Below are 14,277 nucleotides of genomic sequence, written 5' to 3' on the forward strand. Positions count from 1 at the left end.
AGTTGAGCTCGGGTAAGAGCAGAAAACGGTATACAGGGTCGGACGCCCGGTGCACGGCACAGGGTCTTATATAAGAGTAGTTTATCCTATTTATTCTATGTTAGGTGAACCCGGCGGGATTGCATGCGGCGGTTAAAATAGGGCATCGCACGACAACGGCATCACAACGGAAATCATATGTTCAACCCGTCGCGGGAACAGGTCCGGCAATTCTTCACCGAGGCGTGGCGCAAGCACAGGTCGGCCGGCGTCTTGACGCCGCTGGAAACCATGGCCGTCGACCTCATCGAACTGCACCCCGAATACCATGCCGACCTGGAAAGCCCCGAAGCCGCCACCGCGGATTTCAGCGTGGAACAAGGCAGGACCAATCCCTTCCTGCACTTGTCCATGCACCTGGCCATCAACGAACAGCTGTCCATCGACCAGCCCCCGGGCATCAAGGCCGCCTTCCAGAGCCTGCTGGCCACGCACGACCCCCACGAGGCTGCCCACGTGATCATGGAAGCGCTGGGCGAAGTGGTCTGGGAAGCGCAACGCCTGGGCGCCCCGCTGGACACCGAAAAATACATAGACCTGATCCGGCGCCACGCCGGCCGCCGCTGACGCCGCCGCGCGCGGCCCCTTTGCCGGACGGCAAAAAGAAAGGCGCCCAGCGGGGCGCCTTATTGGTCGGGACGGGCCCGGCCTTACTTGCGCACCGACAGCGGCGAGGGCTGGGCGGCCAGCCAGGCGGCGATATTCTCGATGTCGGCCTGGGTCAATTGCGCGACCATGGCGCCCATGATGGCGTTCTTGCGCACGTTGGCGGACGCCGGCTGATTGGCCGCACCGCGCTTGTATGCGCGCAGGGCGTGTTCGAGGTAATCGCGGTGCTGGCCGGCGAGTATGGGATAGGTCGGCATGACCGACGTCTTGGCGTCCGCGCCGTGGCAGGATGCACAGGTGAATTTTTCGAATGCCGCCTTGCCCGCGGCCAGATCCGCGGCGGATGCGCCGGAAGCGAGTGCGACGAGAGCGGAGCCTGCCAGTGCGAGTGTCAATTTTTTCATACAGGCCTCCTGTTACTTGAGATTGGCGTAGTACGCCGCGAGATCGGCCATGTCCTGCTCGGACAGGCTTTGCGCGATGGCTTCCATGGTGGGGAAGCTGCGCGCGCCGGTGGCGTATTCCTTGAGGGCTGCGACGATGTATTCTGCGTTTTGACCCGCGATCATGGGAACGTGGTAGACCTCGGGATAGCTGGACTTGTAGCCCTTGATGCCGTGGCAACCGATGCACATAGAGGTTTTAGAGAGAGCGGCCTTGGCGTCGCCCACAGGTACGGCATCAGCCGCTAGGGCTTGGCCCGTAAGCACACAGGAAGCCGTGACGGCCAGCGCAGACAAGGTGCGCGTCATAGAGGTTCGCAACTTCATAATAGCTCTTGTTGGCGGTGAGTGAAATGTTTGATCTGGGTCAACAGATCGTCGAAAAAATTTGATTGTACGATAATTGGCTTGCGTGATACATGTATGGCTTCACGACGTTGCAATATGGTTCACAAACTACGGAACACGACACAATGACTTCTGCAGCACCCGCCTCATCCTCGGAACGCTTCACCGGCACCGAACGCTATGTCGCCACGGACGACCTGAAGCTCGCCGTAAACGCCGCGCTGGCCTTGCGGCGCCCGCTGCTGATCAAGGGCGAACCCGGCACCGGCAAGACCATGCTGGCCGAAGAAGTGGCCGCCGCCCTGGGCCGGCCCCTGCTGCAGTGGCACATCAAGTCGACCACCAAGGCGCACCAGGGCCTGTACGAATACGATGCCGTGTCGCGCCTGCGCGACTCGCAGCTGGGCGACGAAAAAGTCCGCGACATCGGCAACTACATCGTCAAGGGCGTGCTGTGGCGCGCCTTCGAATCCACCGAACCCGTGGTTGTACTGATTGACGAAATCGACAAGGCCGACATCGAATTCCCCAACGACTTGCTGCGCGAACTCGACCGCATGGAATTCCACGTGTACGAAACGCGCGAAACCATACAGGCCCGGCACCGGCCGCTGATCATCATCACATCCAACAACGAAAAAGACCTGCCCGACGCCTTCCTGCGCCGCTGCTTCTTCCACTACATCAACTTCCCCGACCTGGCGACCATGCGGGAAATCGTGGCGGTGCATTACCCGGACATCAAAGAAGACATCCTGCGCGCGGCGCTGGACACCTTCTTCACCCTGCGCGACGCCCCGGGGCTGAAGAAAAAGCCCTCGACTTCCGAGTTCCTGGACTGGCTGCGCCTGCTGCTGAATGAAGGCATACGGGCCGAGGACATCGGCGATCCCGAGGCCGCCCTGCCCATCATGGCCGGCGCGCTGCTCAAGAACGAACAAGACCTCACTCTGCTCCAGCGCCTGGCCGCCATGACGCGCGCCGGCCGGCGCTGATTCGCCCCCGCACATCGGCCGTCTGTTTGCCGGCAACCCAGGACTAGACATGAGCGCAACAACAGGTTTTCTCAAGAACCCAGGCCCCACCACTCTGGAAGGGCACGGCGTGCGGCTGGCGCCGCTGGACCCGGCGCACGCCGCCGCGCTGGAACAGGCCGCCGCCGACGGCGAGCTGTGGCGCCTGCGCGTCACCTCCGTTCCCGCGCCGGGCGAAGCGGCGGCCTACATCAGCGCCGCCCTGGCGGGCAGGGACGCCGGGCACATGCTGCCCTTCGCCGTCATCGAGGCCGGCAGCGGCCGGGTCATCGGCACCACCCGCTACCACGACATCGTCCCCGCCATCGGCCGGCTCGAGATCGGCTATACCTGGTATGCGAAAAGCTGGCAGCGCAGCCACGTGAACACCGCCAGCAAGCTGCTGTTGCTGGCGCACGCCTTCGAAGACCTGGGCGCGCAGCTGGTGGGCTGGCGCACCGACAATTTCAATTTCGCCTCGCAGCGCGCCATCGAGCGGCTCGGCGCCAAGAAGGACGGCGTGCTCCGCCACCATGCGCCGCGGCGCGACGGCTCGGTCCGCGACACCGTCATGTACAGCATGGCCCGGGGCGAATGGCCGGAAATCCGCAAGCATCTCGAATACCAGTTGGCGCGCCATGCTGATTGACTTCTTCTACCACCTGCGGGCGCACAAGCTGCCGGTCTCGGTGCAAGAATACCTGACGCTGCTCGAGACGCTGCAAAGCGGCGTCATGCCTCCGACGGTCGACGACTTCTATCACCTCGCCCGCATGACGCTCGTCAAGAACGAGACCTACTTCGATCGCTACGACCAGGCGTTCGGCAGCTTCTACCGCGCGGCCGAGGCGGCGCTGCCCGCCGGCAAGGACATCCCCCTGGAATGGCTGATCAAGCAGTTCCAGAAGCAGCTCACGCCGGAGGAAAAGGCGGCTCTTGAAAAACACGGCTGGGACAAGCTGATGGAAATGTTCAAGCAGCGCCTGGAAGAACAGGAGGGCCGGCACGCCGGCGGCGGCAAATGGATAGGCACCGGCGGCTCCTCGCCCTTCGGGCACGGCGGCTATCACCCGGAAGGCATACGCTTGGGCGGGCCTTCCGCGGGCAACCGCAGCGCCGTCAAGGTCTGGGAAAAGCGCGAATACCGCGACTACGACGACCAGCAGGAATTGGGCACGCGCAATTTCAAGATGGCTTTGCGGCGGCTGCGCCGCTTCGCGCGGGAAGGCGCCGAGCTCGAGCTCGACCTGGACGGCACCATCAGCAGCACCGCCCGCAATGCCGGCTTCCTCGACCTGCAAATGGTCCCGGAACGCCACAACACCGTCAAGGTGCTGATGCTGCTGGACGTCGGCGGCAGCATGGACGACCACATCGCCCGGGTCGAGGAGCTGTTTTCGGCGGCGCGCAGCGAATTCAGGCATCTGGAAGTGTTCTACTTCCACAACTGCCCGTACGAAATGCTCTGGCAGGACAACCGGCGGCGCCACACTGAGCGCTTCGATACCTGGGACATCCTGCGCAAGTACAACGAAGACTGGCGCCTGATCATCGTGGGCGACGCTACGATGAGCCCCTATGAAATCCTGCAGCCGGGCGGCTCGGTCGAGCACAACAACAAGGAAACAGGCGCGGCATGGATACAGCGCCTGCTCGAGAACTGGCCCAAGGCGGTGTGGCTGAACCCCGAACCGGCGGCCTACTGGCAGTACCGGCAGTCCATCTCCATCATCCAGAACCTGATGGGCGGCCGGATGTTCGGCGTGACGGTCGACGGGCTCGAACAAGCCATGCGGGTGCTGTCCAAATAAGGGCCCGGCCGCCGCTTCGGCGCGGGCCTTGTGGTAAAACAAGCTTTGCCTTCCTGGTCAACATAAAAGGAATTCGCGCGCATGCTTGCCTTTCTTTCCCGTACCGTGTTTTATGCCGGCGCCCTGCTGCTCAGCACCACCCTGGTTTTCTCGGCCAGGGCCGTGGATCTCCCCGCCGGGGTCAGCGAAATCGCCTCCGTCGAAGGGGTGACCGAATACACGCTGCCCAATGGGCTGCGCATCCTGCTGGCGCCCGACGACTCCAAGCCGACCACCACCGCGAACATGACCTACAAGGTGGGGTCGCGCCACGAAAACTACGGGCAGACGGGCATGGCGCACCTGCTGGAACACCTGCTGTTCCGCGGCACGCCCACGTTGCGCAACGCGCTGGCCGAATTCTCCAAGCGCGGCCTGGCCGCCAACGGGTCCACCAATAGCGACCGCACCAACTACTACGCCAGCTTCGCGGCCGATCCCGACAACCTGGACTGGTATCTGCGCTGGCAGGCCGACGCCATGGTGAATTCGCTGATCGCCCGCGAAGACCTGGACTCCGAAATGACGGTGGTCCGCAACGAAATGGAGCGCGGCGAGAACAACCCCTTCCAGGTGCTGCTGCAGCGCATGCAGGCCGTCGCGTTCCAGTGGCACAACTACGGCAAGTCCACGATAGGCGCGCGTTCCGACGTCGAGAACGTGGACATCGCCCAGCTCCAGGCTTTTTACCGGACCTACTACCAGCCCGACAATGCCGTGCTGATCGTCTCGGGCCGGTTCGACCCGGCTACGGTCCTCGCCATCGCCAGCGACGCGTTCGGCAAGATTCCCCGCCCGGAACGCAGCCTGCCTCCCGAATACACCGAAGAACCCGTGCAGGACGGCGAGCGCAAGGTGGTGCTGCGGCGCCAGGGCGGCAGCCCGCTGATCGCCGCCCTCTTCCATGCGCCGGCCGCCGCCGACCCCGACTTCGTCGCGCTGAACATGGGCGCGTCCATCCTGGCGGACACCCCGTCCGGCAGGCTCTACCACGCCTTGGTCGGCAATGGCCTGAGCTCCAGCGTGTTCGGGTTTGCATCCGGGCAGCGCCAGCCGGGCTATGTGTTTTTCGGCGCCCAGCTCGAAGAAGGCATGGACCAGGACAAGGCGCTGGCCGTCATGAACGAGACCCTGGATTCGGTGGCCAAACAGCCGTTCAAGCAGGACGAGCTGGACCGCATACGCAACAGATGGCTCACCAACTGGTCGCGCACCTATGCCAACCCGGCCGGCCTGGCGAGCGCCCTGTCGGAATCCGTGGGCGACGGCGACTGGCGGCTCTTCTTCCTGCAGCGGGACCGCGTGGAAAGCGTGAAGCTGGACGACGTCCAGCGCGTGACCGCGGCTTATCTCCTGCCCAGCAATCGCACCAACGGCATGTACGTGCCGGGTGAAAGCCCGCAGCGCGCGCCGCGGCCCGGCGCCGTGGACCTGGATGCCGCGCTGAAGGATTACCGCGGCAAAGACACCGGCGCCGCGGCCACGGCCTTCGACCCCACGCCCGCCAACATCGACGCCACCACCGACCGCGCGCCGCTGGAACTGGCGAACGGCCCGGTCAAGCTCGCGCTGCTGTCCAAGCCGACGCGCGGCGACCGGGTCGAAGCCAAGCTGCTCGTGCAGTTCGGCAACGTGGATTCGCTGAAAGGCATGCGCACCATCTCGGAAGCCACCGCCGCCCTGCTCGCCCACGGCACCCGCAGCATGACGCGGCAGGAAATCGAAGACCGCTACAACGCGCTGCAAGCCGACGTCGATTTCGGAGGCGGCGCGGGCGTGGTGGCGGTGAGCATGTCGACCACGGGCGAAAACCTGCCCGAAGTCATCAAGCTGTCGCTGCACATACTGCGCGAAGCCAGCTTCCCGGCGAAGGAACTGACCGAATACCAGCGGCAGGTCGGCACGGCCATCCGCAACGCCATGGCCGAGCCCGGCTCGCTGGCTTCGCGCGCCCTGGCCCGCCACGACAACCCCTGGCCGCGCGACGACGTCCGCTACACCCCGACCTTCGAAGAAGAGCTGGCCGCCGTGGCCGCCCTGACGCCGGGGCAGCTCGAACAATTCCACAGCCGGTTTTACGGGGCGGGCACGGTCGCGTTCTCGGCGGTCGGCCAGTTCGACGCGCAAGCGGTGAAGACGGCGCTGCGCGGCGGCCTCGACGGCTGGCGCAAGGCGCCCGCCTACACGCGCGTACCGGACCCTTATCACGATGTCCCGCCGCAGGAGTTCCTCATCAATACGCCGGACAAGGCGAATGCTTTCTATCTCGCCGCGCTGCCGCTGAAGCTGCAGGATACGGACGAGGACTACGCGGCGCTTTATCTGGCCAATTATCTGCTGGGCAGTTCCGAGACCTCGCGCCTGTGGACGCGCATCCGGGTCCAGGACGGGCTATCCTACGACGTGCGCAGCATGCTCGATGCGTCTTCCTTCGAGCCTTCCGGAAGCTGGTCCTTCTACGCCATCCACGCCCCCGAGAACACCCAGCGCCTGCGCGCGGCGATGGCGGCGGAGCTGGAACGCGTGGTCAAGGACGGGTTTACCGAAGACGAAGTCCGCGAAGGCATCACCGCATTGCTGAATTTCCGCAAGCTTGCGCGCACGCGGGACGGGGCGCTGGCGTCTACCTGGATCAATTACATGCAGCTGGACCGCAGCTTCGAGTGGTCGGCGCACATCGACCAGGCGTTGTCGGGATTGACGGCGCAGACGGTCAGCCAGGCGGTGCGGAAGCGGCTGGATCCGGCTCGCCTCAGCGTCGCGATTGCGGCGGACCAGGCCAAGCAGCAGTAGGCGGCGGGGGGCGGTTCCGCCCCCTTCCCGCCAAGCCGCTTACGAGAAGAACTTCTTCACCCGATCCGTCCAGGACTGGCTGTTCGGGGAGTGCTTTTCGCCCCCCTGCTGCAAAGAGACTTCGAACTGCCGGAGAATCTTCTTCTGTTCTTCACTGAGCCGCACCGGCGTCTCCACCGACACATGGCAATACAGGTCGCCGGGATAGCTGGCCCGCAAGCCGCGTATGCCCTTGCCTCGCAGCCGGAAGGTCTTCCCGCTTTGCGTGCCCTCCGGAATCGTGATCTGCCCGCGCCCCGTCAAAGTCGGCACTTCGAGTTCGCCGCCCAGCGCCGCGGTGGTGAAGGGAATCGTCAGTTCGCAATGCAGATCGTCGCCGTCCCGCTGGAATATCCCGTGCGGCTTCAGGTGGATCTCGACGTAGAGGTCTCCCGGAGGCCCGCCGTTCACGCCCGGCTCGCCGTTGCCGGCCGAACGGATGCGCATGCCGTCGTCGATGCCGGCCGGAATCTTCACCTGCAAGGTCTTGTTCTTGCGAACGCGGCCCACGCCATCGCATGCCGTGCATGGATCGGTGATCTCCTTGCCCGTGCCGTGGCAGGTCGGGCAAGTCTGCTGGACGCTGAAGAAACCCTGCTGCATGCGCACCGCGCCGCTGCCGTCGCAAGTATGGCAAGTCTTGGGATGCGTGCCGGGCTTGGAACCAGAGCCGTGGCAGACGTCGCAGCGCTCCCAGCTGGGCACGCGGATTTCCGTGTCGAATCCGTTGGCGGCCTGCTCCAGGCTGATGTCGAGCGTGTATTTGAGGTCGGCGCCCCGGTAGACCTGCGGGCCGCCGCCGCGACGCGCGGCGCCCCCGAAGATTTCACCGAAGATGTCACCAAAGGCATCGGCAAATCCGGCTCCGCCCATACCCCCGCCGCCCATGCCGGCATTGGGGTCGACGCCCGCGTGGCCGTACTTGTCGTAGGCGGCGCGTTTCTGCTCGTCGGACAGCATCTCGTAGGCCTCTTTGGCCTCTTTGAACTTTTCCTCGGCTTCCTTGCTGTCGGGGTTGCGGTCGGGGTGGTACTTCATGGCCAGCTTCCGATAGGCTTTTTTCAGCTCATCGTCGGAGGCGTTCTTGGCCACACCCAGAATTTCATAATAGTCGCGTTTTGCCATTTGGATCGCTTGCGTCTGTGACGTCTGTTCTTTGTCTCTGAATAAGAATGCCCGATTTCCGGCAAATCACCAGAAACCGGGCTGAAGCGCTAGAGTCAGACCTTATTGATCGCGCTTGACTTCTTTGAAGTCGGCATCGACCACATCGTCGTCAGCCGGCTTGGCCGCATCGGCCCCGCCTTGCTGCCCGGCCTGGGCCTGCATGTCGGCGTACATCTTCTCGCCCAGCTTTTGCGAAGCCGTGGACAGCGCTTCCACCTTGGCTTCGATGGCCGCCTTGTCGCCGTCCTTGAGGGTTTCCTCGAGGTTCTTCAAAGCGGTCTCGATGGCTTCCTTGTCCGAAGCATCCAGCTTGTCGCCGTATTCCGCCAGCGACTTGCGGGTGGAATGCAGCAGGGCGTCGGCCTGGTTGCGGGTGAGCGCGAGCTCGGCAAGGCGGTGGTCTTCCTCGGCGTTGGCCTCGGCATCCTTCACCATGCGCTCGATCTCGTCCTCGGTCAGCCCGGAGCTGGCCTTGATGGTGATCTTGTTTTCCTTGCCGGTACCCTTGTCCTTGGCCGACACATGCAAGATGCCATTGGCGTCGATGTCGAAGGTGACTTCGATCTGGGGCGTGCCGCGCGCCGCGGGCGGAATGCCTTCCAGGTTGAACTCGCCCAGCGCCTTGTTGCCGGCCGCGATTTCGCGCTCGCCCTGGAACACCTTGATGGTCACCGCCGGCTGGTTGTCGTCGGCCGTGGAGAACACTTGCGAATACCGCGTGGGTATCGTGGTGTTCTTCTGGATCATCTTGGTCATCACGCCGCCCAGGGTTTCGATGCCCAGCGACAGGGGCGTCACGTCGAGCAGCAGGACGTCCTTGCGGTCGCCGGACAGCACGGAACCCTGGATGGCGGCCCCGGCGGCAACGGCCTCGTCGGGGTTGACGTCCTTGCGGGGTTCCTTGCCGAAGAATTCCTTGACCTTCTCCTGGACCTTGGGCATGCGGGTCATGCCGCCGACCAAGATCACGTCGTCGATCTCAGAAACCTTGACGCCGGCGTCCTTGATGGCGATGCGGCAGGGCTCGATCGTGCGTTCGATCAGGCTTTCGACCAGGGCTTCCAGCTTGGCGCGGGTGATCTTCAGGTTCAGGTGCTTGGGACCGGAAGCATCCGCCGTGATGTACGGCAGGTTGATTTCGGTCTGCTGCGTCGAAGACAGTTCGATCTTGGCCTTTTCGGCGGATTCCTTCAGGCGCTGCAGCGCGAGCACGTCCTTCGACAGGTCGACGCCGGTTTCCTTCTGGAACTCGCTGATGATGTAGTCGATGATGCGCTGGTCGAAATCCTCGCCGCCGAGGAAGGTGTCGCCGTTGGTCGACAGGACCTCGAACTGCTTCTCGCCGTCGACGTCGGCGATTTCGATGATGGAGACGTCGAACGTGCCGCCGCCAAGGTCATACACCGCGATCTTGCGGTCGCCCTTTTCGGTCTTGTCCATGCCGAAGGCCAGCGCGGCCGCGGTCGGCTCGTTGATGATGCGCTTGACGTCGAGCCCGGCGATGCGGCCGGCGTCCTTCGTGGCCTGGCGCTGGCTGTCGTTGAAATAGGCGGGCACCGTGATGACCGCCTCGGTGACTTCTTCACCCAGGTAGTCTTCGGCCGTCTTCTTCATTTTGCGCAGCACGTCGGCCGACACCTGCGGGGGCGCCAGCTTCTTGCCCTGGGCCTCGACCCAGGCGTCGCCGTTGTCTGCCTTGATGATGCTGTAGGGCATCAGGTTGATGTCCTTCTGCACCGCTTTTTCGTCGAACTTGCGGCCGATGAGGCGCTTGACGGCGTACAGCGTGTTCTTGGGGTTGGTCACCGCCTGGCGCTTTGCAGGCGCGCCGACCAGGATTTCGCCGTCTGGCATGTAGGCGACGATGGAAGGCGTGGTGCGCGTGCCTTCCGCATTTTCGATGATCTTGACGCTGCTGCCGTCCAACACAGCCACACAGCTGTTGGTCGTGCCCAGGTCAATGCCGATGATCTTGCCCATGTTTATCTACCCTGCTAAAAATTTTGAATTTGTAAAAACTTTCCGATGGAATTCAAGTGGGGATGGGAACCGCGATTTCAAGCCTTTCCAAGGCCGTTTTGTGGCGGAACCGCATTCCCCCCGGGCGGAATGCCTAGCCGGGCTGCCCGGAAGACACCATGACCAGCGCCGGGCGAAGCACGCGATCCGCGATGGTATAGCCCTTTTGCAGCAACTGCGCCACCGTGCCCTCCGGGTGGTCGGACGGCACGGCGGAAATGGCCTGGTGGTGGTGCGGGTCGAATTTTTCGCCCGCCGCGGGGGCCACTTCCCTGAGCAGGTTGCGCTCGAAGGCCGCGTTCAGTTGCCGGAGCGTGGCCTCCACCCCTTCGCGCCAGGCTTCGGCGGTCTGGTCGCTGAGCGCCAGGGCGGCCTCCAGGCTGTCGCGCACCGGTATCAGGCTTTCGGCGAAAGATTCGGTGCCGAATTTGCGCGCCTTGGCGACGTCTTCCTGGGCGCGGCGCCGGATGTTCTCGGCCTCGGCGCGGGCGCGCAGCAGCTCTTCATGATACTGGGCGATCTTGGCCTCGGATTCCGACAACAAAGTGGCCCAGTCCTTTTCCGCTTCCAGCTGCTCCTGGGCCTCGGCGGCCTCGGAGGAAGCGTCATCCGCATTGACCTCGAGCTGTTCCGACGTATCGACCGCGGGCTCTTTGGCTTGGGAATCCGGGTTCTCTTTGCTTGCCGACATAAAAAATCTCCACATACGAATTATGCAATTCATGAAAAATGGGGGTGGAAGCCCCCATTTCAAGACCACTTTGAAAAATTGCCGACGCCTGGAAACCGTCCCGGCCGCGGCGCTGCGCACGAACCGGCCGTTGCGCCGGCGCGCAGGGCGCTCACGACCACCCGGCCAAGTGCTTGCGGATCAATCGGGCAAAGGCCGCCGACCACTCCGCATCGTCGTTCAGGCAGGGCACATAGCGCAGCTGTTCGCCGCCCTCTTCCAGAAACGCGTCGCGGCATTCGACGCTGATTTCCTCCAGGGTTTCCAGGCAGTCGGCCAGGAAGCCCGGGCACATGACGTCCACCCGCCTGACGCCCTGGCGCGCCCAGGCGCGCAGCGTCGGCTCGGTATAGGGTTCCAGCCACTTGGCGGCGCCGAAGCGGCTCTGGAAACCCACGTGGACCAGCCCGCCGTCGGCGCCCAGCCGCCGCTTGAGCAGGGAGGCGGTCTCCATGCAGTCCCGATGGTAGGGGTCGCCCTGCTCGACGGAAAACCGCGGCAGGCCATGGAAGCTGAGCAGCAGCCGTTCCGGCCGGCCCGCGGCGGCCCAATGGGCCTGCAGCCGCTGCGCGAGCGCATCTATATAGCCGGGGTCGTCGTGGAAACGCTTCAGGAAGCGCAATTCCGGCTGGTTGCGCAGGCGCGCCGCATGCCGCGCAACGTGGTCGACGGCGGTGGCCGTCGTGCTGGCGGCATACTGCGGGTACATCGGCACGGTCAGGATGCGTTCGCAGCCGTCCGCGCGGAGCTCGTCGAGCGCCTGCGCGATCGAAGGGTTGCCATAGCGCATGCCCAGCCTCACGCGCACCGCCTGCCCCTGGCCGGACAGCTCGCGCTGGACGGCTTCGGCCTGCGCTTGGCTCCAGACCAGCAGCGGCGAGCCGTCTTCCAGCCAGATGTCGCGGTACCGCGGCGCCAGCGCCCGCGGCCGCTTCGGCAGAATGAACAGCCGCAGGACGGCCTGCCAGATCCAGGGCGGGATCTCGATGACGCGCCGGTCGGACAGGAATTCCGCCAGATAGCGGCGGATGTCGCGGGGAGTCGGGGTGTCCGGCGTGCCCAGGTTGACCAGCAGCACCCCGACCGGCCCGGCTTGCCGGGGCGGCGGATCGGCGCTGAAAGCATGGGGATCGGGCGGTTCAGGCAGATACAACGAAGCGAATTTCATGCTTATGATTGATTGTGGCTCAGGGCGTTGGACAGCAGCCGCGCCGTGATGTCCACGATCGGGATCACGCGCTCGTAAGCCATGCGCGACGGCCCGATGACGCCCAGGGTGCCCACCACCTTGCCGTCGACGCCATAGGGAGCGGTCACGACGGAGACGTCTTCCATGGGGACCAGGTTGGAATCGCCCCCGATGTAGATCTGGACCCCCTGGGCGCGGCTGGAGACGTCCAGGAGCTGGAGCAAATCGGTCTTCTTTTCAAACAATGCGAACAGGCGGCGCAGGCGTTCCATGTCGGAGGAGATCTCGAAGACGTCGAGCAGCTTGCTTTCGCCGGATATGACCACGGACTCGTCGATGTCGGCCGTTGCGCTGCCGGCCTCCACCGCCGCCTGCATGAGGCGGGAGATGTCGGCCTGCAAGGAGGAGAGTTCTTCGGCCAGCGCCACGCGGACCTCTTCGAAGGACATGCCCGCGAAATGCTGGTTGAAGAAATTGCTGGCCTCGTGGAGCTCCTGTTCGGTGTAGTCGCGCTTGACGAAGAGTATGCGGTTCTGGACGTCGCCGTCGGGCGTGACGATGATGAGCAGCACCCGCTTTTCGGAAAGGCGGATGAATTCGATCTGGCGGAACACCTGGGCGCGCTTGGGCGCAAGCACCACGCCGGCGAACTGCGACAGGTTGGACAGCAGCGAGGCCGCGGCGGACACGGCGCGGGTGGGCTCGGCCGCCGGCAGCATCTGGCGGATCTGCGTGGGCGGCAGGACCTCGAAGCGCTGCACGGCCAGCAGCCGGTCGACGAACATGCGGTAGCCCTTGGGCGTGGGCACGCGCCCGGCGGACGTATGGGGACTGTGGATCATGCCCATATCTTCCAGATCGGCCATGACGTTGCGTATGGTGGCCGGCGAAAGATCGAACATTTTCGAGAGGGTGCGCGACCCTACCGGCTGGCCGTCGGCGATGTATCGTTCTATGAGCGCTTTCAACAGCGCATTGGCTCGGTCGTCCATGACTTTATTCTAGGCTATTGGAGCAATATCGGCTCGATACTGGTTGTTGCACCTACAGCCGGCAGGCCGTGGTGCCCATATAATCATCCAGTCTCTATTATTTCACCAAACGCTGTTTCGTCAATTCACAAGGTATTCGCTTCATGCACTTCAGAACCGTGGCAATCATAGGCAGATACCAGGACACCGGCCTGGACGCCCCGCTGCGCAAGCTGGCGAAAGCCCTAGAGGCGGCCGGCTGCAGGGTGCTGATCGAAGCCGACACGGCCCAGAACACGGGCCTGACCGAACACACCGTCGCCTCGTACACCGACATCGGCCGGCAGGCCGACCTGGCGGTCATCATGGGCGGCGACGGCACCATGCTGGGCGCCGCCCGGCAACTGGCGCACAGCGACGTGGCGCTCATCGGCATCAATCACGGCCGGCTGGGCTTCATCACCGACATCCCGCTGCACAGCGCGAACGATGCGCTCGCAAGCGTCATACGCGGAAACTACGAAGCCGAAGACCGCGTCATGCTGGAAGGCCGGGTCGTGCGCGCCGGCCAGACCATGTTTTCCGGCATAGCGCTGAACGACGTCGTGCTGAACCGCGCCGGGCGCGGCGGCATGATAGACGTGCGCGTCGAATTCGACGGCGCCTTCATGTACAGCCAGCGCGCCGACGGCCTGATCGTCGCCACCCCCACGGGGTCCACCGCGTATTCGCTTTCCGCCAACGGCCCCATCGTGCATTCCAAGCTGAACGCCATGCTGCTCGTGCCGGTCGCGCCGCAAACGCTGTCCAACCGGCCCATCGTCCTGCCCGACTGCGGCACTCTGAGCCTCACCATCACCGCCCTGGGCCGCGTCGAATCCGGCGCCAGCGTGCACTTCGACATGCAAACCTGGTCCGACTGCCAGCCCGGCGACCTCGTCGAGGTCCGGCGCGCCCAGCACACGGTCCGCTTCATACATCCCACCGGCTACAGCTTCTTCGCCACCCTGCGCCGCAAGCTGTACTGGAACCAAATGCCCCAACCTTCCGACGAGGCCGAGTGAATC

The 14,277-nt window shown here is 64.3% G+C and carries 13 protein-coding genes; 6 read left to right on the forward strand and 7 right to left on the reverse strand.

The features are described from left to right. Positions 1 to 177: 177 nt before the first annotated feature. A complete protein-coding gene (locus tag H0A72_RS08180) occupies positions 178 to 606 on the forward strand; it encodes a DUF1841 family protein (RefSeq protein ID WP_180154591.1) in 429 nt (142 codons plus the stop codon). Positions 607 to 689: 83 nt separating this feature from the next. Here H0A72_RS08180 and H0A72_RS08185 read toward each other — a convergent pair whose 3' ends face one another. Continuing rightward, positions 690 to 1,052, reverse strand: a complete 363-nt coding sequence (locus H0A72_RS08185; RefSeq protein ID WP_180154592.1) for a c-type cytochrome — start codon at positions 1,050 to 1,052, stop codon at positions 690 to 692. 12 nt (positions 1,053 to 1,064) lie between these two features. Next, positions 1,065 to 1,418: a c-type cytochrome gene (locus H0A72_RS08190; RefSeq protein WP_180154593.1), complete on the reverse strand. Its 354-nt coding sequence runs from the start codon at positions 1,416 to 1,418 to the stop codon at positions 1,065 to 1,067. A 146-nt stretch (positions 1,419 to 1,564) separates the two neighbouring features. On the opposite strand from H0A72_RS08190, the gene H0A72_RS08195 reads away from it, so the two are divergent. The 4 genes from H0A72_RS08195 to H0A72_RS08210 all read left to right on the forward strand — a co-directional run bounded on the left by H0A72_RS08195 (position 1,565) and on the right by H0A72_RS08210 (position 7,095). Then, on the forward strand, positions 1,565 to 2,434 hold the full coding sequence (locus tag H0A72_RS08195; RefSeq protein ID WP_180154594.1) for an AAA family ATPase: 870 nt from the start codon (positions 1,565 to 1,567) through the stop codon (positions 2,432 to 2,434). 49 nt (positions 2,435 to 2,483) lie between these two features. Next, positions 2,484 to 3,101, forward strand: coding sequence for a GNAT family N-acetyltransferase (locus H0A72_RS08200; protein ID WP_180154595.1), 618 nt, complete (start codon positions 2,484 to 2,486; stop codon positions 3,099 to 3,101). Then, positions 3,091 to 4,263: a vWA domain-containing protein gene (locus tag H0A72_RS08205; protein WP_180154596.1), complete on the forward strand. Its 1,173-nt coding sequence runs from the start codon at positions 3,091 to 3,093 to the stop codon at positions 4,261 to 4,263. The genes H0A72_RS08200 and H0A72_RS08205 overlap by 11 nt, the downstream gene beginning before the upstream one ends. Positions 4,264 to 4,344: 81 nt before the next feature. Next, the gene (locus H0A72_RS08210; protein WP_180154597.1) at positions 4,345 to 7,095 is read left to right on the forward strand and encodes a M16 family metallopeptidase; all 2,751 of its coding nucleotides are present in this window, start codon (positions 4,345 to 4,347) and stop codon (positions 7,093 to 7,095) included. 39 nt (positions 7,096 to 7,134) lie between these two features. On the opposite strand, the gene dnaJ is transcribed toward H0A72_RS08210, so the two are convergent. The 5 genes from dnaJ to hrcA all read right to left on the reverse strand — a co-directional run bounded on the left by dnaJ (position 7,135) and on the right by hrcA (position 13,231). After that, the gene (gene dnaJ, locus H0A72_RS08215) at positions 7,135 to 8,259 is read right to left on the reverse strand and encodes a molecular chaperone DnaJ (RefSeq protein ID WP_180154598.1); all 1,125 of its coding nucleotides are present in this window, start codon (positions 8,257 to 8,259) and stop codon (positions 7,135 to 7,137) included. A 102-nt stretch (positions 8,260 to 8,361) separates the two neighbouring features. Beyond that, positions 8,362 to 10,281: a molecular chaperone DnaK gene (gene dnaK, locus H0A72_RS08220; RefSeq protein ID WP_180154599.1), complete on the reverse strand. Its 1,920-nt coding sequence runs from the start codon at positions 10,279 to 10,281 to the stop codon at positions 8,362 to 8,364. A 133-nt stretch (positions 10,282 to 10,414) separates the two neighbouring features. Continuing rightward, complete coding sequence (gene grpE, locus H0A72_RS08225; protein WP_180154600.1) at positions 10,415 to 11,011, reverse strand: nucleotide exchange factor GrpE; 597 nt, start codon at positions 11,009 to 11,011, stop codon at positions 10,415 to 10,417. A gap of 151 nt (positions 11,012 to 11,162) precedes the next feature. After that, the gene (hemH, locus tag H0A72_RS08230; RefSeq protein ID WP_180154601.1) at positions 11,163 to 12,218 is read right to left on the reverse strand and encodes a ferrochelatase; all 1,056 of its coding nucleotides are present in this window, start codon (positions 12,216 to 12,218) and stop codon (positions 11,163 to 11,165) included. A gap of 2 nt (positions 12,219 to 12,220) precedes the next feature. Beyond that, positions 12,221 to 13,231 (reverse strand): heat-inducible transcriptional repressor HrcA, encoded by a 1,011-nt coding sequence (gene hrcA / locus H0A72_RS08235; RefSeq protein ID WP_180154602.1) that lies wholly within the window; start codon positions 13,229 to 13,231, stop codon positions 12,221 to 12,223. Positions 13,232 to 13,374: 143 nt separating this feature from the next. On the opposite strand from hrcA, the gene H0A72_RS08240 reads away from it, so the two are divergent. Further along, positions 13,375 to 14,274, forward strand: a complete 900-nt coding sequence (locus H0A72_RS08240; RefSeq protein WP_180154603.1) for an NAD kinase — start codon at positions 13,375 to 13,377, stop codon at positions 14,272 to 14,274. The last annotated feature ends 3 nt before the right edge of the window (positions 14,275 to 14,277 follow it).

It is taken from the genome of Parapusillimonas granuli, from assembly GCF_013416525.1.
Lineage (GTDB): Bacteria > Pseudomonadota > Gammaproteobacteria > Burkholderiales > Burkholderiaceae_B > Parapusillimonas > Parapusillimonas granuli.